The sequence below is a fragment of the Terriglobia bacterium genome (assembly GCA_020073085.1).
In the GTDB taxonomy this organism is placed as follows: Bacteria; Acidobacteriota; Terriglobia; order JAIQFV01; family JAIQFV01; genus JAIQFV01.
The window spans coordinates 1-26,020 of record JAIQFV010000003.1; the positions used below are offsets into that span (position 1 = coordinate 1).

A 26,020-nucleotide genomic window follows, 5' to 3' on the forward strand; every position below is an offset into this window, starting at 1 on the left:
CGATGACGACCTTCTGGTGGAACACCAGCCTGGGGAGTGAGTGTTATCTGCAGGTGGGAACCACGCTGGGGGGACAAGAGATTTACAGTGCGGGACAGGGGACGGGACTGTCGGCGGTGGTCTGGGGATTGCCGACCGACGGGAGCCCGGTCTATGCGCGGTTGTGGTCGAACATCGGGGGGGCATGGCTGTACAACGATTACACCTATGCCGCCTGCACCGGGTGCATGGCCACGAAGGCCGTGCTGACGACGCCGGCGCCGGGGGCGACGTTGAGCTCTTCGATGGCAACATTGTGGTGGAGCGCGAGTGTGGGGAGTGAGTGTTATCTGCAAGTGGGGACCACCGTGGGCGGCCAGCAGCTCTACAGTGCAGGGCAAGGGACGGGGCTGTCAGCGGTGGTGTGGGGACTGCCGACGGATGGAAGTACGGTGTATGTGCGGTTGTGGTCGAATGTCAGTGGGGCGTGGTTGTACAACGACTATACCTACGCAACGTGCAGTGGGTGTATGGGGACGGAGGCGCTGATGACGGGGCCGGCGCCGGGGGCGACGCTGGGCTCGACGGTGGTGACCTTCACGTGGAGTGCGAGTCTGGCGTCGGAGTGCTACCTGCAGGTGGGGACGACGCTGGGAGGGCAAGAACTGTACAGTGCGGGGGAGGGAACGAGCCTGTCGTCGCAGGTGGTGGACCTGCCCAACAACGGAAATGCGGTGTATGTACGGCTGTGGTCGAACGTGGACGGGGCCTGGTCGTACAAGGACTACACCTACACGGCGTGCACGGGGTGTGTGGCCACGAAGGCGGCGATGGTGACGCCGGCTCCGGGATCGACCCTGAGTTCCACGGCGGTGACCTTCACCTGGAGTGCAGGCCTGGCTTCGGAGTACTACTTGTTCGTGGGCCATACGGCAGGAGGACAGGAAATCTACAGCGCGGCGCAAGGGACGAACTTGACAACCGGAGTGAGCGGCTTACCTGAAGATGGGAGCACGGTGCACGTGCGGCTGTGGTCGAAGATTGGAGGTGCTTGGTTGTTCTATGACTACATCTACACAGCCTTGAATGCCGGAGGATTCTCCCTGGATGGGAACTGGTCGGGGCTGACGGCCCAGGGGAAGCCGATCACCTTCACGGTTTCGGGGGGCTCAGTCACAGCAATCTCTTTTGGAGTCCACATTGCGGGACCTGGATGCACAACGGATTCTACCAGCACCACCCCATCGATGAACCACCTGATCACGAGTAATGCGTTTTCCTGGACCTACACGGCTGGGCCGGGCGGCATCACTTACACCATCGGCGGGAGCTTTAGCTCCAGCTCTGCCTCGAGTGGAACCTTGGACTTCACGCTTGTGGAAATCCCGGGCGTGCCCGGTTGTTATGGCTCGGGCAGCACGACCTGGAGTGCCAGCAAGATTTAGTTCAGTCTGTTTGGTCTATGCTGCTGTTCGGTCTATGCGGTCTTTTCAACCGCAGGTTCGCCGGCTTTGTGGCGGATTCGGCCGCAGCTCCGCCAATCTTTTCTGGCGGAGCTATACAGTCTGTTCGGTCGAAGATCCAATGCTTTCATGGCGGATCTGTTCTCAGGGCGACCAGTCGCGAGCTTTCGGCATGGACTTCGGGGAGCAAAGGAGTTGATTTCTGGATTGTGAAGTGATTCTCTTTTCTTGACCTTAGGAGAGGATTGTGATTAGTATCACATGATCTTAGACAGCCATTTGGGGGTATGACGCGAAGGGTAGCAATGGCGTCTTGTATTTATCGAGTTGGATTGCCTTTTATCACTCCAAATTTTCCCCTCCTAAAGATCATCAAGTTCTCATAAAACAAAAAGGCCCAGGCCCCCTCGTCAAAGTCCCTCACAAGTCGATGATTCCAGAAAGCTCATCGACTCCGTTCCTGCGGTGGGACTCTGATTTGTTTGTTGTGTGGATGCAAACAGGGGAACAGCTATGGGAACCCCCAACCACTTGAGCCGGATTTCACACACTCATGCGTGTTCTGTTGCTTGTCGACTCATCGCACAGTCTTGGAATCCATCGGGTGAGGTAATTTCTGGTTTCAGGGCGTGAGGTCGTCTGATGGAGTCCAGAATTGTCTTGAGTCCGAACCCAAGTTTTCAATTGTTCCACAAACAGGGATGTTTGCAGCAGGCCCGAGAATTGAAGTCTGACCTCAGTTGTTATGCGAGTGTGGCGGATGAAACGCCGCGATTCATAATGGAATGATTCGGTTCCAGGGAGGAGACCGATGAAAACCAACAACCGTGAATTGAACCTCGAACGCTCTCTTCGGAGCGGGTACCTCAATGAAAAGTCTCAAGAGTCCAATCTGTGGACTCCCTTCCCCTCTTCGGGGGAAGTCGCACGACGAATTTCGCGTTGGGATGTACTGAGGCTCGTATGCGTCTTGTTTGTGGCGTTGCTGGGATGGAGTTCTGCCGCACGGGCGCAATCGGCACTCGATGGCTTCGATCCAGGGGCGAACGGCACAGTCTACGCTCTGGCGGTGCAGCCGGACGGAAAGATCCTGGTGGGGGGTGGATTCACGACGCTGGGAGGAGGCGCTGTTGGGACGCCGACGCGCAACAGGATTGGTCGGCTGAACCCGGACGGGAGTCTCGACACCAGCTTCGATCCGGGAGCGAACGCCGTAGTCTACGCACTGGCCGTGCAGCGGGACGGGAAGATCCTGGTGGGAGGTAACTTTACGACGCTGGGAGAAGGCGGGACTGGGACGACGACGCGCAATAGAATTGGTCGGTTGAACCCTGATGGAAGTCTCGACACCAGCTTCGATCCGGGAGCGAGTGGCCCTGTCCGCACTCTGGTCATCCAGCCGGATGGGATGATCCTGGTGGGAGGTAGCTTCACGATGCTAGGAGGAGGCGGGACGGGGACGACATCGCGCAACCGGATTGGTCGGCTGAACCCTGATGGAAGTCTCGACGCGAGCTTCGATCCGGGAGTGAACGGCTGGGTAGCCGCTCTAGCCCTGCAGTCGGACGGGAAGATTCTGGTGGGAGGTCAATACAACAGGTTGGGAGGAGGCGGGACAGGGTCGACAACGCGGAACAAGATCGGTAGGTTGAACTCGGATGGAAGTCTCGACACGGGCTTCGATCCGGGAGCGAACAACACAGTCCACGCCCTAGCGATTGAGCCGGATGGGAAGATCCTAATAGGAGGTATCTTCACGACGCTGGGAGGAGGAGGGACGGGGACGACGCCGCGCAGCTATATTGGTCGACTGAACCCGGATGGAAATCTCGACACAAGCTTCGATCCGGGAACCAACAACGAGGTCGATGCTTTGGCGGTGCAGCCGGACGGAAAGATCCTGGTGGGAGGGGGATTCACGACGCTGGGAGGAGGCGGGTCGGGGACGACAACGCGCAACAGAATTGGTCGGTTGAACCCGGACGGAAGTCTCGATAACAGCTTCGATCCTGGAGCGGACGACTTGGTTCTGGCTCTTGCGGTGCAGCCCGATGGGAAGATCCTCGTGGGAGGTCTTTTCACGACGCTGGGAGGAGGTGGGACGGGATGGCGCAACAAAATTGGTCGGCTGAACCCGGATGGAAGCCTCGACACCAACTTCGATCCGGGAGCAGACAACTCTGTCACCGCTCTGGCGGTGCAGCCGGACGGGAAGATCCTGGTGGGAGGTATTTTCACCAGGCTGGGAGGGGGCGTGTGGGGGACGACGCCGCGGAACAGTATTGGTCGGCTGAGCCAGGACGGAATTCTCGACGGCAGCTTCGATCCGGGAGCGAACAGTTGGGTCTACGTTCTGGCAGTGCAGCCGGATGAGAAGATCCTGGTGGGAGGTTGGTTCACGACGTTGGGAGGAGGCGGGACAGGGACGACGGCGCGCAATTATGTTGGTCGGCTCAACGCGGATGGAAGTCTTGATACCAGCTTCAATCCGGGAGCGAACAGCTATATTTACGCTCTGGTGGTGCAGCCGGATGGGAAGATCCTGGTGGGCGGTAGCTTCACGATGCTGGGAGGAGGCGGGACCGGGACGATAATGCGGAACTACATTGGCCGGCTGAACGCGGACGGAAGTCTCGACACCAGCTTCGATCCGGGAGCAAACGGCGCGGTCGTGGCTCTGGCGGTGCAGGCGGATGGGAAGATTCTGGTGGGAGGCGTCTTCACGACGCTGGGAGGAGGTGGGACGGGAACTGCGACGGTCAATCGTATTGGTCGGCTGAACCCGGACGGAAGTCTTGACACGAGCTTCAATCCGGGAGCCAACGGCAGTGTCTACACTCTGGGGGTGCAGCCGGACGGGAAGATCCTGGTGGGAGGTAACTTCACGACGCTGGGGGGAGGTGGGACGGGGACCACGACGCGCAACAGGGTTGGTCGGCTGTACGCAGATGGAAGTCTCGACGTCAGCTTTGATCCAGGTGCGAACGACAAGGTCGACGCTCTGGCGGTGCAGTCGGGTGGAAAGATCCTTGTGGGAGGTCTTTTCACGACGCTGGGAGGAGGCGGGACGGGGACCACGATTCGCAACAGGATTGGTCGGTTGAACCCGGATGGAGGTCTCGACACGAGTTTCGACGCGGGAGCGAATTGGGAGGTCTATGCTCTAGTAGCCCAGCGGGACGGGAAGATCCTCGTGGGAGGTGCTTTCGATACGCTGGGAGGAGGCGGGACAGGGACAGCGACGCGCTTCTGTTTTGGTCGGTTGACGAATAACGAAGCCGCCCTCGAGAATCTCGGGGTTGACAGCACGGGATCTGTGATTACCTGGTTGCGCAGTGGCGCCGGACCGGAAGTGGATGAGGTGACGTTCGAATTGGCTGACGACGCAATCAACTATAGCCCTCTAGGCGGGGGCACGCGAGTCGCGGGCGGCTGGCAATTGAGCGGGCTGACTTTACCGAGCAATCAGAATGTCTTCTTGCGGGCTCGTGGCTATTTCCGGACGGGATGCTACAGCGGCTCCGGGTCGATAGTGGAATCCGTGCGGGAGGTTTTTCTGCCGCCTTCGGGCAAGGCCGTGATGGTGGATCCCCCCCGGGGATCGATTTTCACTTCTTCAGCCGTGACCTTCACGTGGAGCGTGGGCCCCGAGGCGACCGAGTACTATCTTCAGGTAGGAACTACGCCAGGAGGCCAGGAGCTGTACAGCGCGAGCGAAAGCCTGAATCTGTCGGCGACGGTGTTGGCCCTGCCGACCAATGGCAGTACGGTGCACGCGCGGCTGTGGTCGAACGTCGGAGGAGCGTGGCAATACAACGATTACACGTATACGGCATGCACCGGGTGCATGGCGACCAAGGCAGCGATGACCACGCCTGCGCCGGGGTCCGCTCTGAGTTCCTCCATGGAGGTCTTCTGGTGGAGCACGAGCTTGGGGAGTGAATGTTATCTCCAGGTGGGGACCACCCTGGGCGGGCAGCAGATTTACAGTGCAGGGCAGGGGGCGAGCCTGTCGGTGGCGGTATGGGGACTGCCGACCGACGGGAGTCCGGTGTATGCGCGGTTGTGGACCAATGTCGGAGGGGCGTGGTTTTACAACGATTATGCCTACACCGCGTGCAGCGGATGCACGGCGACCAAGGCGGTGATGACCAGTCCGGCGACAGGGTCGACGCTGACCTCCTCGTCGGTGACCTTTACGTGGAGCGGCAGTTTGGCTTCGCAGTACTACTTGCAGGTAGGGACGGCCCCGGGCGGGCAGCAGATCTACAGTGCCGGGCAGGGGACGGGCCTGTCGGCAGGAGTGAGTGGACTACCCATCGGGGGGGGGAACGTGTATGTGCGGCTGTTTTCGAACGTCGGCGGGGCGTGGTTGTACAACGACTACAGCTACGTGGCCTGCACTGGGTGCACCCCGACGATAGCGGCGATGACAAGTCCCGCCCCGGGATCCAACTTAACGTCCTCCATAGTGACCTTCACGTGGGGCACAAGCCTAGCCTCCGAGTGTTACCTGCAGGTGGGGACAACGCCGGGCGGGCAGGAGATTTACAGTGCAGGTGAAGGGACGAACCTGTCGAGCGAGGTGTTGGATCTGCCCAACAACGGGGGTGCGGTCTATGTGCGCCTGTGGTCGAACGTGGGTGGGGCATGGTCGTTTATGGATTACACCTACACGGCATGCACGGGCTGCATGGCAACAAAGGCGGCGATGACGAGTCCCGCTCCGGGATCGACCCTAACTTCCACGGGGGTGACATTCACGTGGAGTGCAAGCCTGGCGGCGGAGTACTACTTGTTTGTTGGGGGGACGCCGGGTGGGCAGGAACTCTACAGCGCGGGGCAGGGCACGAACCTCACGACAGGAGTGACCGGCTTGCCCAACGACGGCAGCACCGCGCATGTGCGATTGTGGTCAAGGATTGGGGGAGCGTGGCTCTTTAGTGACTATACATATACGTCGTGTACCGGATGTCAATGAGGGAAGGTCTGTTCAGTCTGTTCGGTCTATTCAGTCTGTTCGGTCTGTTCGGCCGAAGGTCCGCCGAGTTTTTGGCGGATTCGGTCTATATCAAGGTAATCGGTTATAGATACAGTTCTTCGAAATGAAAACATTATTCTCCGAGCTCGTGAGCAAGGAAGGCGGTAGGTTCTCAAGGAACAGCAACTTCCTTCATCCATTGGGAGGGAACCCTGGGTTCGGTGATGCGCGAGTGTGGCGGATAAAACGTCTCGAATGAAAATGGAAAGATTCGGTTCCAGGGAGGAGACCGATGAAAACCAACAACCGTGACTTGAACCTCGAACGCTCTCTTCGGAGCGCCAGCCTCAACGAAAAGCCTCAAGAGTCCAACCCGCACCCTGCTTCCCACCTTGCGGGACAGGTGGGACGACAAGTTTCCCGTTGGGATGTGGTGAACCTCGTGTGCGCCCTGTTTGTGGCGATGCTGGCATTGAGTTCTGCCGCGTGGGCGCAATCGGCACTCGATGGCTTCGATCCGGGAGCGAACGCCCTCGTCCTCGCTCTGGCGGTGCAGCCGGACGGGAAGATCCTGGTGGGAGGTCAATTCACGGCGCTGGGAGGAGGTGGGACGGCGCCGCGCAACTATATTGGTCGGCTGAATCCGGATGGGAGCCTCGACACCAGCTTCGATCCAGGAGCGAGCAACGCGGTGTGGGCCTTGGCGGTACAGCCGGACGGGAAAATCCTGGTGGGAGGCTATTTCAGTACGCTGGGAGGAGGTGGGACGGGGACGACCCCGCGGAACTGTATTGGTCGATTGAACCCGGACGGAAGCCTCGACACCAGCTTTGATCCGGGAGCGAGCGGCGGAGTCTTCGCTCTTGTGGTGCAGCCGGACGGGAAGATCCTGGTGGGAGGTGACTTCACGACGCTGGGAGGAGGTGGGACGGGGACGACGGCGGTCCATCGTATTGGTCGGCTTAACCCGGACGGAAGTCTCGACACCAGCTTCAATCCGGGCGCGAACTACGAGGTCTTCGCTCTAGCGGTGCAGCCGGACGGCAAGATTGTGGCGGTAGGTGGATTCACGACGCTGGCAGGAGGGGGGACGGGGACGACGACGCGGAACCATATCGGTCGGTTGAACCCGGATGGAAGTCTCGACACCAACTTCAACCCGGGAACGAACAACGCGGTCTTCGCTATGGCAGTGCAGCCGGATGGGAAGATCCTGGTGGCAGGTGACTTCTCAACGCTGGGAGGCGGCGGGACGGGGACGACGACGGTCTATCGTATTGGTCGGCTGAACCCAGACGGAAGTCTCGACACCGACTTCAATCCGGGAACGGACGGCACTGTCCTCGAACTTGCGGTGCAGCCAGACGGGAAGATCCTGGTGGGAGGTGGATTCACGACGCTGGGAGGAGGGGGAACGGGAACGACGGCGCGCTGGTGTATTGGTCGTTTGAACCCGGACGGAAGTCTCGACACCAACTTCGATCCGGGAGCGAGCAGCAATATCCTAGCCGTGTCGGTACAGCCGGACGGAAAGATCCTGGTGGGTGGTAACTTCACGACGCTGGGAGGAGGTGGAACAGGGACAACCACGCGCGACTATATTGGCCGGGTATACGCAGATGGAAGTCTCGACACCAGCTTTGATCCGGGAGCAAACACCTCAGTATGGCCTGTGGCGTTGCAGCCGGACGGGAAGATCCTGGTGGGAGGTGCGTTCACATCCCTGGGAGGAGGGGGGAAGGGGACGACGACGCGCAACCATATCGGTCGGCTGAACCCGGATGGAAGCCTCGACACCAACTTTGATCCGGGAGCGGACAACTGGGTCGCCGCTCTGGCGGTACAGCCCGATGGAAAGATCCTGGTGGGAGGTTTTTTCACCATGCTGGGTGGCGGGGGGACGGGGACGACGATGCGCAACTATATTGGTCGGCTGAACCCGGATGGAAGTATCGATACCGGCTTCAATCCGGGGGCTGACGGTGAGGTCTACGCTCTGGCAGTGCAACCGGATGGAAAGATCCTGGTGGGAGGTAAATTCACGATGCTGGGAGGCGGAGGGACGGGGGTGGCGACGCGGAACAGGATTGGTCGATTGAACCCGGACGGAAGTCTCGACTCCGACTTCAATCCGGGAGCAGATGACACTGTCGTCGCTCTGGCGTTGCAGCCGGACAGCAAGATCCTGGTGGGAGGTGGATTCACGACGCTAGGAGGTGGCGGGACGGGGACGACTACGCGCATTGCGATTGGCCGGCTATACCTCGATGGAAGTCTCGACACCGGCTTCAATCCGGGGGCCGACGGCCAGGTCTACGCCTTGGCAGTGCAACCGGATGAGAGCATCCTCATGGGGGGTCAATTCACGAAGCTTGGAGGAGGCGGGACGGGGACGACGACACGCAACCATATTGGTCGACTGAATCCGGATGGAAGTCTCGACACCGGCTTCAATCCGGGAGCGGACAGCCCTATCTACGCCCTGGCAATGCAAGCAAACGGGAAGATCATGGTGGGAGGTGCATTCACGAGGCTGGGAGGAGGCGGGAGTGGCACGACGACGCGCAACCGTATTGGTCGGCTGAACCCGGATGGGAATCTCGACACCAGCTTCGACCCGGGAGCAAACAGCTATGTTCAAACTATGGCCTTGCAGCCGGACGGAAAGGTCCTCGTGGGTGGTGCGTTCACAATGCTCGGAGGAGGCGGGACCGGGACAACGACGCGATACTTCATTGGTCGGTTGGCGAATAACGAGGCCGCGTTCGAAAATCTGGGAGTTGACGGCGCCGGATCTATGATTACTTGGTCGCGCAGTGGCGCCGCACCGGAAGTGGAAAGCGTGACGTTCGAATCGTCCGACGACGGAAACAACTATAGTCCCATGGGCGTGGGCACGCGGGTGGCGGGCGGCTGGCAGCTGGGCGGGGTGACGTTACCGAGCAATCAGAACTTCCTTTTGAGGGCTCGTGGCTCTTTCCGGACTGGGTTATACACCGGCTGCGGGTCGATAGTGGAGTCTGTGCGGGAGGTTTTTCTTCCGGCTTCAAGCAAGGCTGAGATGGCGAGCCCAACGCCGGGATCGGCGCTGACCTCTTCGACGGTGACGTTTACTTGGACAACGGGCACAGGAGTCTTCGAATACTATCTTCAGGTGGGCACGACGCCGGGGGAGCAAGAGCTTTACAGTGTCAGCGAAGGCCTGAACCTGTCGGCGACGGTGGCGGCGCTGCCGACCGACGGCAGCTCCGTGTACGTACGCCTGTGGTCAAAGATCGCGGGGCTATGGTCCTTCAATGACTATATTTACACTTCTTGCACCGGCTGTACCGCGACCAAGGCGGCGATGACCACGCCTGCGCCGGGGTCCACGCTGAGTTCCTCAATGGAAGTCTTCTGGTGGAGCACGAGCCTGGGGAGTGAATGTTATCTCCAGGTGGGCACGACGTTGGGCGGGCAGCAGATTTACAGTGCAGGGCAGGGGGCGAGCCTGTCGGTGGCGGTATGGGGACTGCCGACCGACGGGAGTCCGGTGTATGCGCGGTTGTGGACCAATGTCGGAGGGGCGTGGTTTTACAGCGATTATCCCTACACCGCGTGCAGCGGATGCACGGCGACCAAGGCAGCCATGACGAGTCCGGAATCGGGATCGACGTTGAGTTCCTCGTCGGTGACGTTTACATGGAGCGGGAGTCTGGCTTCGCAGTACTACCTACAAGTGGGGACCACGCCGGGCGGGCAACAGGTCTACAGTGCGGGGCAGGGGAGGGGCCTGTCGGCAGCAGTGTCCGGTCTGCCGATAGTAGGCGGCAACGTCTATGTGCGGTTGTGGTCGGAAATGGGTGGGGCGTGGTTCTACAACGACTACAGCTATGTGGCATGCAGCGGGTGCACGCCGACGACGGCGGTGATGGCGAGTCCTGCCGCAGGGTCCACCTTGACCGCGACGATGGTGACCTTCACGTGGAGCAGCAGTCTGGCGTCGGAGTGCTACCTGCAGGTGGGGACGACCGTGGGCGGGCAGGAGATTTACAGTGCCGGAGAGGGGACAAACCTGTCGAGTCAGGTGATGGACATCCCGAACAATGGCAGCGCCGTGTATGTGCGGCTGTGGTCGAAGATCGGGGGAGCGTGGCTGTTTAACGATTACAGCTACACGGCGTGCACCGGGTGCACGGGGACGAAAGCCCTAATGCAGACGCCCGCCTCGGGATCAACGCTGACTTCCAGAGCAGTGACATTTACATGGAGTGCGAGCCTCGCTTCGGAGTACTACCTGTTTGTGGGCCTGACGCCGGGAGGGCAGGAGCTTCACGGCGCCGGGCAGGGCATTAACTTGTCTACGGGAGTGACTGGCCTGCCCAACGACAGCAGCACGGTGTATGTGCGGCTGTGGTCAAGGATCGGAGGGGCGTGGCTGTTTAATGACTACACGTATTCGGCGTGTAGTGGATGTCAATGAGGGAGATTCTGTTCGGCCTGCGCTTGCGTCCGCCGGGGTTGTGGCGGATTCAGTCAAGAACCAGTTATCAGTTCCCAGCTCTCAGTTGTCATTGAACTGAAATGGCGATGCCACTGAACTCCGCGCAATCATAAAGTGCATTGTGGGAGGTCTAGTCGGATAAATGAATCAAGCCAAATAGACTGTTGTTTCTGACTGAAAAGACCGAACAGACTGAATAGACCGAATAGACCTTAATCTTGCTTTGTGATATATCATCACTAGCAACAGCTTTGAGGGAGGCTTGATATGTCTGCTGTTCTAGTGCCTTGTCCCACCCTGTTGACACGCATTGGAAACACCCCCTTGTTCGAGCTGTCACCGTCTGGCCCCGCAGCGGGCGCCACCATCTTTGCCAAAGCCGAATTCATGAATCCGGGAGGCAGCGTCAAAGACCGGATCGCCCAGTACATCATCGAGCGCGCCGAGGATCGTGGCGACCTGAAACCTGGCTCGACCATCCTGGAAGTCACCAGCGGAAATACGGGGATAGCCCTTTCAATGGTGGGGGCACAAAAAGGCTACCGGGTTGTCATCATCATGCCAAGGACCGCTAGCGTCGAGCGGCGAAAGATGATTGAGGCTTTTGGAGCTGAACTCGAGCTGATCGATGACGTCAAGGACATCGAGCGGGCAGTCGCTGATACTGAGGATCGGGCCGGAAAGGACCCCACCATCTTCCTGCCCCGGCAGTTTTCGAATCCCGACAATCCGGCGGCTCACACCGCCACCACCGGTCGTGAGATCCTCAACGAGTTGGGATCGGATGTTGATGCCTTTGTGATGGGCGTGGGGACAGGCGGGACTCTTATGGGGGTGGGTGAGGCGCTCCGCCGGGCAAATCGCCGTGTTCAAATCGTTGCCGTGGAACCAGCGGAATCAGCAGTTATTTCGGGACAGTCCCCGGGAGATCATGGAATTCAGGGCATCGCCGATGGGTTCATCCCTCCGATCCTGAAGGTCGAGAAGGTCGATCAAGTTGTGAAAGTCCCGACACAAGAAGCCATTCGAATGGCCAAGAGGTTGGCCCGGGAACAGGCACTGTTCGTCGGGATCAGCGCGGGAGCGAATGTGGTGGCGGCCCAAGAGGTCGCTCGTGCCTTGGGACCAGGTAAGAATGTGGTCACTATCCTTCCTGACCGGGGCGAAAGGTATCTTTCAGTGTGGTAGGAGGAAAGCAGTCTGTTCAGTCTATTCGGTCTTTTCGGTCTGCGTTTGCGTCCGCTTGGTGTGTGGCGGATTCCATCAAAAAGTAGTTATCAGTTGCCAGTTCTCAGTTGTCAGTGAGCGAACTCACGAAGCATTTGAACATCGAGCTAGCCCGCGGCGCATTGTGGCGGGTCTATTCGGATAAACGAAATAGACCAACTAGACCGTTGCTTTTGACCGAACAGACCAGACAGACCGAACAGACCAGACAGACCGGACAGACCGAATAGACCGAATAGACCAATTAGATCAATCCCCCCCCAAAAATAGTATAATATTCCCTCGAGTCTGATCCCTATGGCCACGTTACAAGCCATCGTCAATGAAAACGTTCGCGAGGGCGAACTCTATGAGAAGTTCGAGGGAGGATGGCTGCGTTGTTATGCCTGTGGGCATAGCTGTCGGATTCCCGAAGGGCAGCCGGGGGTGTGCAAGGTCCGGTTCAACGAGGGAGGGTCGCTCTTCGTCCCCTGGGGATATGTCGGCGGGGTCCAATGCGACCCGATTGAAAAGAAGCCGTTCTTCCATGCCTATCCCGGGGCGCTGGCGTACAGCTTTGGCATGCTGGGTTGTGATTTGCACTGCGCCTACTGCCAGAACTGGGTGACCTCCCAGGTCTTGCGCGATCCGTCGGCAGTCGCCTCGCCGTTGAAGGTCACACCCCAGGCCCTGGTGCGCGAGGCTCTTCGTCAAGGCGCCAAAGTAATCGTCAGTACGTACAACGAGCCGCTCATTACGAGTGAGTGGGGAGTGGCGGTGTTCCGGGAGGCGAAGGGCGCTGGGCTAATGACCGGTTATGTCTCCAATGGGAACGGCACCCCGGAGGTGCTCGAATACCTTCGGCCCTGGGTTGATCTTTACAAGGTCGATCTCAAGAGCTTTGATGACAAGCACTACCGCCAACTCGGAGGACGTCTTCAGCCGATACTCGATACCATCCGGCGGTTGTTTCAGTTGGGATTTTGGCTGGAGGTCCTTACGCTTCTGATCCCGGGATTCAATGATTCTGAAGAGGAACTGAAAAGGCTGACCGGGTTCCTCTGCAGCGTCTCACGGGATATTCCCTGGCATGTGACGGCCTTTCACAAAGACTACAAAATGACAGATCCCGAGGACACCAGCGCCGACGCTTTAATCCGCGCCTCGGAGATCGGCCGGGCTGCAGGGTTGCGTTATATTTACGCAGGCAATTTGCCGGGGCAGGTCGGTGGCCTCGAGAACACCTGCTGCTCCAATTGCCAGATGCTCCTCATCGAGAGATTCGGGTACTTGATCACCCGTTATTCCCTGACGGCAAACGGTTCCTGCCCGTCTTGCGGAACTATGATTCCGGGAAGATGGGACTCTGACTTTCGCGGTCAGATCACTGCACGTCCGTTTGTTCCCCGGATACACCAGCGAGTTCGGTCATAAGGTTGCGAGATCCAGAGCTTTGGTGAGGCCCGGACTTTTGCGGCCGGCAGGGAAAGTTCCACCCCGATCCCTCGGGGGGGGTGTCCAGGCTTGAGGGAGCCAATCTCCATCGAGCCACCAGTGTCACGACATTCTAGAATCCTCTGTATTCAGGCAACAGGAGGTCATTGATGGATTATTTTCAGGACTACCGGTCTCACATCGGCTTTTCCCAGGAAAAACCCTCCAAGACGACTCTCTTTCGAACTCCAAGGATGCTTCTGGGGATAAATTGTTTGGAGCCAGGACAGTCGCATCACGCCCACCAGCACGCGGAGCAGGATAAATTTTACTTTGTCGTCGAAGGCGAAGGTGAATTTACCGTGGGAAAGGAGACCCAGAAAGGGAGAATGGGAATGACCGTGTGGGCGCCGGCGGGCGTCAGTCATGCGGTGACCAACGCTGGGCCTTATCGGCTGGTTCTATTGATGGGCATGTCGCCTGCGCCGCCCAATGCTTAAGAAAGAAGACTCCGGTCTAAGGGATTCTCGGTCTCCCCTCGATCCACCTCCTTTGCGGAAATGCCACAAGAAGTGGAACGATCGGGCGAGACGACTCGCACATTATTCCACCGTGACGCTCTTGGCGAGATTGCGCGGCTGGTCTACGTCGCAGCCACGGCGGATGGCAATGTGATAGGCGAGCAACTGCAAGGGCACCACTTCGAGAATCGAACTCAACATCGCGTTGGTCTGCGGGGTCTCCAGGAAGTGGTCGGAGGCCTCGGCGAGTTCATGGTCCCCTTCACTCCCCAGCGCGATGACGATCCCGTCCCGGGCCTTCACTTCTTTGACGTTGCTCATTGTCTTTTCGCGAAGGATGACCGATTCGGGATCGTTCGCATCCGTGGAGGCGAGAATGACCACCGGCAGATTCTCATCGATCAGGGCGTTGGGGCCGTGCTTCATCTCTCCCGCGGGGTATCCTTCGGCGTGAATATAAGAGATTTCCTTGAGTTTGAGCGCACCTTCGAGGGCGATAGGGTAATGGATGCCACGTCCGAGAAAGAGGAAATCGGTGCAGCGGAAGAAATGCCGGGACAACTCCTCAATCGTGTCGTCCTGTTGGAGGATCTTCTCAATTTTGCTCGGAATTTCCGTCAATTGCTGGACCAATTGTTTGGACGCCTTTTCGTCGATCTGTCCGCGGATCTGTGCCAGGCAGATGGCAAACAGATAGAGAGCCGTCAACTGGGCGGTAAAGGCCTTCGTGGAGGCAACGCCGATCTCCGGGCCGGCGTGTGTGTAAATGGTCCCGTCGGAATCGCGGGCCACCATGCTGCCGACGACATTGCAGATGGCCAGGCTCTTGGAGCCCCGCTGCCGTGCCTCCCGCTGTGCCGCGATCGTATCCGCGGTTTCGCCGGATTGAGTGATCACCATGGTCAGGGTGCTGGGAGTGATAATCGGGTTGCGGTATCGGAATTCCGAGCCATAGTCCACCTCGACGGGGATACGCGCCAGGCGCTCAAGCATGAATTTTCCTGCCAGGGCCGCATGCCATGAGGTCCCACACGCCACCAGCCGCATGTTGGTGAAGCGCCGGAACTCATCCTCGTCGATCATCATCTGGTCCAGGAAGATCTTTCCCGTTTCCAATGAGAGCCGCCCCACCATGGTGTCCCGGACGGCGCGCGGCTGTTCGTAGATCTCCTTGAGCATGAAGTGCTTGAACCCGCCCTTCTCAGCCATGATGGGGTCCCACGTGATGTGCTGAATGGGGTGGGTCACGGGGGCCCCCGAGAAATCCATGAAAGATACGCCGTTCTCCGTCACGACAGCGATGTCTCCGTCGGCGAGAAAGATAATGTCGCGTGTATGAGGCAGGACCGCGGGAACATCGGAAGCGACGAAAAATTCATCGTTTCCCAGGCCAATGATGGCGGGAGGTCCGCTGCGGGCTGCAACGATCTTGTTGGGATCTTTCGTGGAGAGAATTGCGAGGGCGAAGAGACCTTTGATCTGTTGGACCGTTTTCAGGACGGCCGTTTCCAGGTTTCCGTTGGAATGCTTCTCGACGAGGTGGGCGATGACTTCAGTGTCGGTTTCAGTGACAAAATGATGGCCCTCGGCGATCAATGCGTTCTTTATCGAAAGGTAGTTCTCAATAATGCCGTTGTGGACCACGACAATCTCCCCTTTACAGTCTCGATGGGGATGGGCGTTTTCTTCGGTGGGACGCCCGTGGGTGGCCCAGCGGGTATGCCCGATTCCATAAGTTCCATCGAGCGGTTTGAGGCGGATCGCTTCCTCCAAATTGCGCAGCTTTCCACTGGTCCGCCTGATCTCCAGATGTCCTTCGTTGACCACAGCGATTCCTGCAGAGTCATAGCCGCGATACTCCAGCCGCTTCAACCCGTCGAGGATCACAGGAACGACCCGCTTTTTTCCCAGGTAGCCCACGATGCCACACATGAGTTTTCCCCTCTCATTCCCGCTAAGCTTTAGTGGATTTCGATCTCTTGTCGGCGCGCTTTTGCTTCCAATCCCGCTTGTTCTCTTGCCGGCCCCGTGCAATCGCCAAGGCATCGGGGGGAACATCGTGAGTGATCACCGACCCTGCGGCGACATATGCCCCCTTGTGGACGACGACCGGAGCGACCAGTTCCACGCCGCTGCCGATGAAACATTCATCGCCGATCACGGTCGAGTTTTTATTGACCCCATCATAGTTGCAGGTGATGGTGCCCGCTCCAATGTTCGCATTTTGCCCTACCGTCGTGTCACCGAGGTAGGTCAGGTGGGAGGCCTTGGAGTTCTGGCCTAGCTTGGTCTTCTTCAGCTCGACAAAATTTCCGACACGGGCATTTGATTCGACCACCGCGTCCAACCGCAAATGAGCGAACGGGCCGATGGTAGCCCTCTCGGCAACGTGGCTTTCGTTGATGACGCTCAGGTCATGGACTGTGACATCGTCTCCGAGGGTCGAATTGGTAATGCGGCAATGAGAGCGAATGAGACAGCGCTGGCCGATCGTGGTAGACCCTTCGATACGAACGCCCGGAAAGAGAATTGTGTCCTGCCCGATCGAGACGCCCTCCTCGACCGTTGTTGTCAAGGGGTCCATGATGGTTACGCCGTCCCGCATGAGACGTTCGAGGGTCCGCAATCGAAGGACCCGGTCCACCGCAGCGAGTTCGATACGATCATTCACTCCCAGAACCTCCAGGGGGTCCGGGGTTTCAAACACGTTCACCTTCTTCTTGGCGGAGATCAACAACTCGACAAGATCAGTCAGGTAATATTCCTGCTGGGCGTTTTGATTACTGAGCTTGGAAATAAACTTCTTAAGAAGGTCCAGGGATATGAGATACATCCCGACATTGATTTCCTGGATTCGACGCTGGGCCGGTGTCGCGTCGCGGTCCTCGATGATCCGGGCGATCTTCCCGGAGCGATTTTTGAGGATCCTGCCGTAGCCGGAGGGATCCTCCAATCGGGTCGAGACCACCGTCGCATCAGCCCGCTCGGAGCGGTGCGCTTCCAGGAGTTTCTTCAGCAAATTCTGGCCAATGAGCGGGATATCCCCGTTGAGAATGAGGACCGTCCCCGACGATTCCGAGATCTGCTGCGTTGCCACAAGAACGCAATGACCGGTTCCGAGCTGGGGCTGCTGCGTGACAAATTTGAGGGAGTGATTACGGAGAACTGATTGAACCTCCTCAGCGCAATGGCCCACTACGACATAGAGGGTCTGGGGGGAAAGCCCTTCAGTTGCCTCAACCACACGCTCAATCATACTTTTTCCATGAACGGGAGTGGCCAACTTGGAGCGCTGCGATTTGAAGCGCGTACTCCTGCCCGCAGCCATCACGACGGCGATCAATGAGTTTGACATGGGCTCATGTTCGCAGAAATTGGGTTCCCCGCCAATCCTAATTTGTGGGGGAACAAATGACTGCGCGGCATGCGAATCTTAAGTGCCGGCAGGTGTCCCACGAACGAGGGCTTGAAATTCCGTGGTTGGTGCAATGGGTTCAAAATCCGGGTCACTCAAGGCAGCCATGCGGTTCAAGGGGTTCAACTGGATGGCCCTTTGGAGGTGCTTCAAGGCTGGCTCCAGATGACCTTGCAGAGATTCCAAGGCGGCCATTCCATATAGAATGTGGTCGCCTTTCGGATCGAGCGCGAGCGCCTTTTCCAGACTGGCCATTGCCTCCCCGAATTCTCGCCGATTCAGGTGAATGATAGCGAGGTTATAGAGGTCTTCAGCCGTCTTGGCGCTGCCTGTACCCTTGGCAAGCCGTTGCTGGCAGATATTCAGGTGGACTCTTGCGCGCTCAACGATGTCAGGCTCTTTCGGAAATTGGTCAATCACTTTTTGAAAGGTATCGCGAGCTCTCGCAAATTCGTGCGAACCGAAACTCTTCAATGCTGCCTCATAAAGTTTTACCGCTTGCGGATCCCGTTCCGGGGTCACCGCCCTTCTGATTATCCTCTTTTCCACAGGACGAGCTTTTGCGGAGGGTAAGCGTCCTTCCGCCCGTCGGGAGGAGACCTTTGCGGCGGACCGCCCTGTGGGTTTTTGACGTTGGACAGGTCGGGTGCTCTTTCCCGTCTTCTTCTTGACACTCCGTTGTCTTGTTCCTTTTGCCATACTAAACCTCTTTTGAGTGGTGTAGGTCGTTGGTGTTTCCAGGTGGTGCACTGATGGCTTGAGAAGCGACCCTATTCATTGACAAAGGAGAAACCACGGTCGCCCAACCTGTGGTCAAAGACTATCTGAGGGAACCGATGGGTAGCTTTTTAAAGCTTTCGACTGACGTTTCCTCTTATAGCAAACCTTCCGAGCGAAAGTCAAGGTGACGGGGTTCGGTCCCGAAAGATTGACAATTGGTCCGGGCTGCGATAAGTTTAGATTTTGTCATTCTTGCGATCCTGAAATGGAAATGGAAGGACGCCGGAGAAGGCAGGTCTACGAACCGAATGAATCTACTTAGAGAGGTTGTGGACGCGTCGGTCGCTCTCGTCAAGGGTTACGGGATGACTCTCAGACATGTGTTTCGACCTGCGATTACCGAGAATTATCCCGATGTGGCGCCGAAATTTGAAGAGCGCTACCGCGGGATACATGAACTTCAACGGGATGAAAATGGACTGGAAAAATGCGTGGCTTGCTTTCTATGTTCAGCCGCCTGCCCCGCCAACGCCATCTACATCGAGGCCGCCGAGAATACGGAGAAGGAAAGGTTTAGCCAGGCTGAGCGTTACGCCAAGGTTTACAACATTGACTACGGTCGATGCATTTTTTGCGGGTTTTGCGTGGAGGCCTGCCCAACGGACGCCATTACTCACGGTCACAAATTTGAATTTGCCATATACGATACGAAGGACTTGATCTACACGAAAGATATGTTGCTTGTTCCCAACCCGACGGAGGAGAAAGTCAAGAAGGCGGGCGAGAAAGCAGCCTGAAGTCTTGAAAAGGGACCCCCGCATGAAATCGGTGGGGGACGGGCAGGGGAGAGAGTTCCCTGCAGTATCTTCCTCGAATAGAACCGGCGCCAGGATCAATGACCAATCCTGGCGCCATTTCATTTGGGAGTCCCTGGTTCCCCTCCCAACGGGGAATGGACAGCCTATCCGGCCCCGCCTCTGCTTCAAGAAAGCCTGTGTAATCAATCTGCTCATTTCTGCAATCTTCTAGCCACCCCCTTCACCGCCCTCACTCTCCAAGAGGGTTGTGACCTCATTGACAGCAATGAGCCAATTCTTCGGGTCTGGGTCTATTGAGCACGGTGCGGCCCGGGCCTTTCATTCTTGATCTGTAAGAGTTCAAGGTCCGACCGAGGGCGATCAGATCCAATTCAAGATCCTTGTTGGGGTCGGAATTTATTAAATGGAAGAATTTCAGGAAGGTTGGGACAGGGCGGGGAACTCTTGTTGTCTTTCTTCGTTCAATGCGATGGCGACAGGTGGGGGTAGCGCCACCTGTCGCCGTCCATACTGCCTCGCGAGAGAAACTCAGCCAGGAGCCCACTCACGGGCAGATCTCCTTGACGGATTGGGAAGACGACACATTCCCTCACGCCAAAAAGCTTCGATCCAAAACCTCCCATTCCTCAATCTTGTCGCGCTTGCGACCAAGGGTTCTCGAACCAAAATGCCTAGCCACGGTTCGAGCTTTGGAACAGGGAAAAAAGCGGCAGGCGGGGGTAGCGCCACCTGCCGCGTCCTTCTGCCTCGCGAGAAAAATTCAAGGAGGAAAGAGCTCACGGGCAGAAACTTAAATATTCTTTTGTCAGGCCGATCTAATCATATCAGCCCATCAGAGTACTAATGCCCTACAAGCATTCCCGGATTCTACGAGCTGCTCAAGCCCGTATTCAAGTCTGTCAGGGGCCGATCCCAGGCTAAATGGCCACGCTCTCTACTGCACCGATGATCCTCATCAACAACTGTTCCGTTTTGTTACATGCAATGAGGTGGCCAAACTGGAATAATTTCTTAATTTGAAGAATTTACAGGAATAAGCTCAACACACCTAGCTTGGGGATGGGAAGAAAGCCTTCATGTGGATGTGGAATCAGGGAAAAAATTCCTTCTTGAAGTGAGAGGAGAGGCGTATAATCCGCTTCAAACATGACAACAGACAAGCACATTCTTATCGTAGACGATGACGCAGCGGCGAGGGAGATGCTCTCTATCATGGTGCAAGAGTGGGGTTACAGGCCACTGGAGGCCAAAGATGGCGAGGACGCCCTAAAGAAGATGGAGAAGGACCCGGTCTCGGTCGTGGTGACCGATGTGATCATGCCCAAGCTTGGGGGACTCGAACTCCTTCGACGGTTGAAGGTCACCAACTCCAGTACCAAGCTCATCCTGATTACGGCGGAGGGGACCATCGATCTGGGCGTGGAAGCGATGAAACTGGGCGCGGTCGACTTTCTCACAAAGCCCATCGATTTCAAGAAGCTGAAGATCCTTCTCGATAATCTTTGCGAAGAGGAAGCCGAAATGGTAGAGCTTGACGATCTCGACAAGCTTTTGCGTTCAGGCGGGTCCTTTTTCGGTTTGATCGGACGAAGCCCGGCGATCAAGTCAATTGTCGGCCTAATCCGCGACGTGGCCAGCAAGGATGCGGCTGTCTTGATTACGGGGGAGAGCGGCACGGGGAAGGAAGTGGTCGCGAATGCCATTCATCAGGCGAGCCCACGTGCCTTGGAACCCTATATCGCCATCAATGCGTCTGCAATACCCGAAACGCTTATCGAGAGTGAGATTTTCGGGCACGAACGGGGCGCATTTACGGGAGCTCAAGATCGACGTCCGGGGTGTTTTGAGCTCGCCACGAAGGGAACGCTGTTCCTCGATGAGATTGCCGAGATGCCTCTGAATCTCCAGCCCAAACTGCTCCGTGTCCTGGAAGAGGGGAGCGTTCGACGACTGGGCGGTCGTGAATCCATACCCATTGACGTGAGGATCATTGCAGCGACCAATCATCGGCCCGACGAAGCTATCCGGGAAGGGACGTTGCGGAAAGATTTGTTTTACAGGCTGAGCACCGTTCAGGTGGAACTGCCTCCCCTGGCGCAGAGGAAGGAAGACATCCCACTCCTGGTGCGTCATTTCATCGAGATGTATGACCAGAAGCACCAGGTCAAGATCAAGTCGATTTCCAGGCGAACCAAACAGATTTTCATGAGTTATTCATGGCCTGGAAATGTTCGCGAATTGCGAAATGTCATCGAGCGCGCCGTCATTGTGGCTAAGTCGGAATGGATCGAGCCTCAAGACCTGCCCCCGTATTTGACCCAGATCACGGCGGAGCAGGAACAGTTGATTACGATCAAGCCGGGCACCACCTTTTCTGATGCAGAAAAGGAGATTATCCTGAGGACTCTCAAGGCTGTGGATAACAACAAAGCGGAGGCAGCACGGGTCTTGGGTGTGGATGTCAAGACGATCCGAAACAAGCTGAAGGCTTATGGAATCGCTGATCTTGAGTCCGCAGGGTGACGGGTATCACGTCCCCCTGGTGCCCGGCGATCCTTTCTGCGCAGCGGTGGGATCCGCCGATGGGGGCGCCGAATGATTTCCGAGGCGGGGACGGTTTAGCGGGACGGGTCTTTGACTTCTTGTCAGGACCGGGGTTTTTGTCACCAATGATCACATTTGAGACCTTGAGTTTTTGACTGACGCGTGATGTCCCTCAATGGAAGTCCCGCTCTCACCGGTGGAGAGTTTTGAGTTCTTGGTGTCTTTCCCCGCTGGTTTCAAGCGATCAAGCCCATGAAAATCCGAACGCAGATTACGCTGGGGTATTTCGGCTTAGTTGCGCTGATGGTCGCGGTCGCGATCTATTTCATGGTGGAAATCCGTTGGCTGAACCGAACGAACCGCGATTTATCGAATATCGATTTCCACGCTCGCACTGAGGAGCAGGAACAAGGGCGACTCCTTGAAGACATCTTCATTTCGGATCAAAAGTTCCTGGTGACGCAGGATCCGGACTATTTGGACCGGATGATCAATTCGGAGAAACAGTTCACTTCGAGTTTTGAACATCTGCGGCGGCTCCTGGTCAGTCCGGAGGAACAGGCAAAGGCGCAGGAGATTGAAAAGACCTACTCTGAATACAATCAGGTTTTCAATCGGCGAATGGGCTCCGAAGGCGCCGTTTCCACGGAAGATCTGATCTTGCTTGACAACCGGAAATTCGATCTGACTCAGAGTCTGAAGCGCCAGTACTCGGAACTGGAGCAATCCACCGTCGATGTGATGCAGAAGCGCCTGTTGTATTCTGAAGGCGTCCGGCGGCGGGCTCGGCAGATAGCATGGATTGCCGGATCTTTTTCAATTATCCTCGCGGTGGGGCTGAGTCTGTTTCTGGCCCGAAAGATCTCCCGCCCCCTGTTGAAGCTGATCGCGGGAACGCGGTTGATCGCGACCGGGAAGTTCAGAACCCTGATTCATCTCAACCGGCGAGATGAATTTGGGGAACTGGCCCAGGCCTTCAATTCCATGGCCAAGCAACTGGGCGAGCTCGACGAACTGAAGAGGGGTTTTGTGTCTCATGTCTCCCATGAGCTTAGATCTCCCCTGGCCTCCATGCTGGCCACGAATGATCTGCTGTTGAGCGAGGCCATCGGATCGTTGAACGACAAGCAGAAACGTCTTCTGACGATCAGCCGGGAAAAATCAGACATGCTGTCCCGGAGAATTAACGATTTGCTGGATCTGTCGCGGATTGAGGCAGGGGCCATGGAATATCAGCTCGAGCCTTCCGACGTTTCGGCCATCCTCAAATCGGCGATCGAGAGCGCATCCCCGCTGCTGCGGGAGAAGAACCTTTGCATCGTGACGGAATGTGATATGGAAAACTCCCGGGCCACCATTGACTCCCGTCGAATCGTCCAGGTTGTGGAGAATCTGCTGAGCAATGCCATCAAGTTCTCACGCGAGAACACCACAATCCGGGCGGGGTGCCACCGGACGACAGGGCAACAGCTCGCCCCAGTCTTCAATGCCTGGAACGGCAACGATCCCGCCTCATCTCTGTGCGATCCTCAAGGGGAATACATGGTAATCAGTGTCGAGGACAAGGGAATTGGAATTCCCCCCGGGGAGACCCGCAGGATCTTTGAGAGGTTTTATCAAGCCGGCCACGGGAATGAAGTTTCGAAGACCGGGACTGGACTGGGCCTGGCCATCTGTCAGAGCATTATCGAGGCCCACAACGGCGTCATCTGGGTGGAAAGCGAATTGGGGCAGGGAAGCCGATTTCAATTTGCACTGCCAACCTCGCTGCCGCAGGGAGTAAGGAAGTCGAGTCAAATTGTGTGAAATAGATCTGCAGACCCCAAAACTGTCCGTGGTCTTAGCTTTCGTCTTCCGGTTCTAGGCACAACACACCCTGAGCGGGAAAAGGTGGTTTGATGACTTCGAATACCAGACGGGGATGGACACTCCTGGTGATGGTCTCAACCCTGATGGCAACAATGATCTCTTGTGCCAAGAAAACGCATGTGAAGACCCCAGCCTCTTCAGTTCGCCAGCATGAGCAGATGATTGCCAATGTGAACCGGCTGGCGACTCAAAACCACTTTGCCGAAGCCATGTCCTCCTGCAAGGATTTCCTGCAACAATATCCCCAGAGCCCGGTGCTGGACCACGCCTTGTTCCAGTGTGGACTCCTTTATGCTTCGGAGCAGAATCCTCAGAAGGACTATAGTCAGGCCGTGGCCCTGCTGAGCCGCATCCCGGCGGAGATCCCCATGAGCATTTACGCGACCAATGCCGGCATCGTCGCCCATCTGGTGGGGATGCTCGATCAGCTCCGGATCGCAAACGCGAAGCAGATCGAGATGATCGAGGCGCTTCAGGCTTCTGAAGCGCGTCTAAAGGAGACCTTCAGCCAGTTGCAGGATTCTTATGACAAGCAAAAGGAGGCAGCCGGGGCGCTTCAGACCACGGACGGTCGCCAGAAGCAGACGATCAAAGAACTTCAGGCCACGCAAGCGCAACAAGCCCTGATCATCAAAGAGCTTCAAAGTGAAATTGAAAAGATGAAGCGGATTGATTTAAGGAAACGGCCGTAGGGGTGGGCACTCGATGGACCGCGGCCCGTGTTGGTCGGAGGGCACTTTCGGGAGATTTTGAAACCGCATCACATCGACGCGCTCCGGCTCAATCAATGACGAGACCTTGGCTGAGCGCCGCAATACGTATTGGGTGGGGGATTCTTCTGGATCGAAAAGACCTGCGCAAGCCGGCTTCAACTAGGTGAATGCCCGCCGGAGGGAAAAGTGAAAGGAAGAATAATAGATAACAACCTTCTCACCCTCCCTCCGTTTCCAACACCTGTTATGGGCTACTACTTCTTTGCGCTCATGATCTCCGGATTCTCGAGAAGATGAACTTCGACGCGGCGATTTTCTGCACGCCCCGCACGCGACTTGTTGTCGTCGACCGGTTTGCTTGCGCCCAAGCCAACAATGAACAATCGATAGAGCGGGATGTCGTATCTCTCCGCGAGATAACGGACGACGGACTCGGCACGCTTTTGACTCAGGTCGTAGTTATAGTCCTTGTTTCCAACTGAGTCCGTGTAACCCTCAATCTGGACTATATAAGCGTTGCGGTCTTTGATCTTGGACGCGAGCTCATCCAGCGACGTTGTCTCCTTCTCCTTCAGCTTGTACTGATTAAAGGGGAAGTTGAGCGTGACGGTTTCCGTCTGTTTGTAATTGTCGATGTTCCCGAGCTTGCTCTCAACACCCGTCAACTGACCTTTCAGGTCGGTTGCCATGGACTGGGCGGTTTCGGCCTTCTTATCGGCAGTCATTGCCTTTTCATCGGCTGTGTCTGCCTTACTGGAGGCCGTTTGGATGCCCTGCTGTGCCCGCGAATCGACATCCTTGATGTCGTTCGAGTTCTTTCGAGCCAGGTCACTCAACTCAGTCACCTTGCCCGTCAAGGGATCAATCTGTTGTCTCACGTATTTCTTTGTGGCGCATCCGCTTGCGAGCAGCAGCACCCCAGCCACTGCGCTCAGCAGCAGCATTGTCTTGATTGTTTTAGTACCGACCATGTTTGCTCCTCCTTAGTTTGCGTTCGTTAGATTAGCTTCATCATTACCAAAAAAACTTTGTCCAAATTCCCAGGGAATAGAGCGGGCGCCGTCTCAGCCGGCCGGTCAAACCTACAACCCTTCGAATCAACTTCCGCTCACGTTTCCAAAGCGGATCAACGCTTCGCCCTGAACCACTCACGACACCTTGACGTTCGTCGGCTCCTTCAAAGTAAAACGTAGGAGGGTTTCTGAGGGGATAGTAACTTCATGTCCCCGGATCAGGGCCTTGGTGCCAAGGCCTGCGCCAAACCCCACAGGGCCGCCGATAGCCAGCCCTTTTCCTCCGCCCGCGAGGGCGCCAATACCCGCGCCGATCCCAGCTCCTCCCCCCAACAAGGCCAAATTACGGTTGTGGTTGGATGCACCGAGCCTACTCACGGAATTGGTGGCCACCTCCAGCTTTGTGCCACCCCGCAACTCGATTGACTGGAGCCGCAGAGATATATAAGAGCGGCCTTTCACCCTCCCGGATTCCTTGACCGAGGTGACCACCCCGAGAGCCGTAGAATCCCGGGGTACGATTTCCTTCCCATCCACTTGAATGGGGCGTTCAATAGAAGCGCTGAATTGGTCTCCAACCCTGTTGCTCTTCGTGCTCAGCGTGTTGAGCAATCGTACTTCGATCTCAGTGCCCTCTGGAATGACAACTGACGAGGCGCTTTCCAAAGCACGTTCGGATGAGCCCTCCGCGGGCCGGGAGCTTGCTGCAACACCCTCATTGTGCAACTTGGACGAAAGTAAGTATCCTGAACCGCCAACCAAAATGATGAAAGCAAGAAGGACGGATATACGTTTTAGCATCCTGAACCTCCTCTCCCTGCTTGAATGAGTCAACCTTGAATAGAGCATCTCCTGGGCCAA

Annotated in this window: 15 protein-coding genes; 10 read left to right on the forward strand and 5 right to left on the reverse strand. The window is 57.1% G+C overall.

Features of this window, described 5'->3' with window-relative positions; genetic code table 11:
* From LAO21_04325 to LAO21_04350, 6 genes are all read left to right on the forward strand, one after another.
* Positions 1 to 1,424: hypothetical protein (locus LAO21_04325; protein ID MBZ5551925.1), on the forward strand; the 1,424-nt coding region annotated here is incomplete at its 5' end.
* Between the two features lie 829 nt (positions 1,425 to 2,253).
* Complete coding sequence (locus LAO21_04330) at positions 2,254 to 6,423, forward strand: hypothetical protein (protein ID MBZ5551926.1); 4,170 nt, start codon at positions 2,254 to 2,256, stop codon at positions 6,421 to 6,423.
* Positions 6,424 to 6,715: 292 nt separating this feature from the next.
* A complete protein-coding gene (locus tag LAO21_04335; protein MBZ5551927.1) occupies positions 6,716 to 10,885 on the forward strand; it encodes a hypothetical protein in 4,170 nt (1,389 codons plus the stop codon).
* Positions 10,886 to 11,173: 288 nt separating this feature from the next.
* Positions 11,174 to 12,094 carry a cysteine synthase A gene (gene cysK, locus LAO21_04340; protein ID MBZ5551928.1) on the forward strand — a complete coding sequence of 307 codons (921 nt, stop codon included), beginning with the start codon at positions 11,174 to 11,176 and terminating at the stop codon, positions 12,092 to 12,094.
* Between the two features lie 336 nt (positions 12,095 to 12,430).
* A complete protein-coding gene (gene amrS / locus LAO21_04345; GenBank protein ID MBZ5551929.1) occupies positions 12,431 to 13,546 on the forward strand; it encodes an AmmeMemoRadiSam system radical SAM enzyme in 1,116 nt (371 codons plus the stop codon).
* 170 nt (positions 13,547 to 13,716) lie between these two features.
* On the forward strand, positions 13,717 to 14,046 hold the full coding sequence (locus tag LAO21_04350) for a cupin domain-containing protein (protein MBZ5551930.1): 330 nt from the start codon (positions 13,717 to 13,719) through the stop codon (positions 14,044 to 14,046).
* 102 nt (positions 14,047 to 14,148) lie between these two features.
* Here LAO21_04350 and glmS read toward each other — a convergent pair whose 3' ends face one another.
* From glmS to LAO21_04365, 3 genes are all read right to left on the reverse strand, one after another.
* Complete coding sequence (glmS, locus tag LAO21_04355) at positions 14,149 to 15,999, reverse strand: glutamine--fructose-6-phosphate transaminase (isomerizing) (protein ID MBZ5551931.1); 1,851 nt, start codon at positions 15,997 to 15,999, stop codon at positions 14,149 to 14,151.
* Between the two features lie 22 nt (positions 16,000 to 16,021).
* Entirely contained in the window at positions 16,022 to 17,422 is a 1,401-nt protein-coding gene (gene glmU, locus LAO21_04360; protein ID MBZ5551932.1) for a bifunctional UDP-N-acetylglucosamine diphosphorylase/glucosamine-1-phosphate N-acetyltransferase GlmU, read from the reverse strand.
* 78 nt (positions 17,423 to 17,500) lie between these two features.
* Positions 17,501 to 18,004: a tetratricopeptide repeat protein gene (locus LAO21_04365; GenBank protein MBZ5551933.1), complete on the reverse strand. Its 504-nt coding sequence runs from the start codon at positions 18,002 to 18,004 to the stop codon at positions 17,501 to 17,503.
* Positions 18,005 to 18,510: 506 nt separating this feature from the next.
* Between LAO21_04365 and nuoI the strand changes: the two genes are divergently transcribed.
* From nuoI to LAO21_04385, 4 genes are all read left to right on the forward strand, one after another.
* A complete protein-coding gene (gene nuoI / locus LAO21_04370; GenBank protein ID MBZ5551934.1) occupies positions 18,511 to 18,999 on the forward strand; it encodes an NADH-quinone oxidoreductase subunit NuoI in 489 nt (162 codons plus the stop codon).
* A gap of 1,167 nt (positions 19,000 to 20,166) precedes the next feature.
* Positions 20,167 to 21,543 carry a sigma-54 dependent transcriptional regulator gene (locus LAO21_04375; protein ID MBZ5551935.1) on the forward strand — a complete coding sequence of 459 codons (1,377 nt, stop codon included), beginning with the start codon at positions 20,167 to 20,169 and terminating at the stop codon, positions 21,541 to 21,543.
* Positions 21,544 to 21,816: 273 nt separating this feature from the next.
* Positions 21,817 to 23,370 carry a HAMP domain-containing protein gene (locus tag LAO21_04380; protein MBZ5551936.1) on the forward strand — a complete coding sequence of 518 codons (1,554 nt, stop codon included), beginning with the start codon at positions 21,817 to 21,819 and terminating at the stop codon, positions 23,368 to 23,370.
* Between the two features lie 92 nt (positions 23,371 to 23,462).
* Positions 23,463 to 24,125 (forward strand): hypothetical protein, encoded by a 663-nt coding sequence (locus LAO21_04385; protein ID MBZ5551937.1) that lies wholly within the window; start codon positions 23,463 to 23,465, stop codon positions 24,123 to 24,125.
* Positions 24,126 to 24,400: 275 nt separating this feature from the next.
* On the opposite strand, the gene LAO21_04390 is transcribed toward LAO21_04385, so the two are convergent.
* The gene (locus LAO21_04390) at positions 24,401 to 25,117 is read right to left on the reverse strand and encodes an OmpA family protein (GenBank protein MBZ5551938.1); all 717 of its coding nucleotides are present in this window, start codon (positions 25,115 to 25,117) and stop codon (positions 24,401 to 24,403) included.
* 177 nt (positions 25,118 to 25,294) lie between these two features.
* Complete coding sequence (locus LAO21_04395; protein ID MBZ5551939.1) at positions 25,295 to 25,960, reverse strand: hypothetical protein; 666 nt, start codon at positions 25,958 to 25,960, stop codon at positions 25,295 to 25,297.
* Positions 25,961 to 26,020 lie beyond the last annotated feature (60 nt).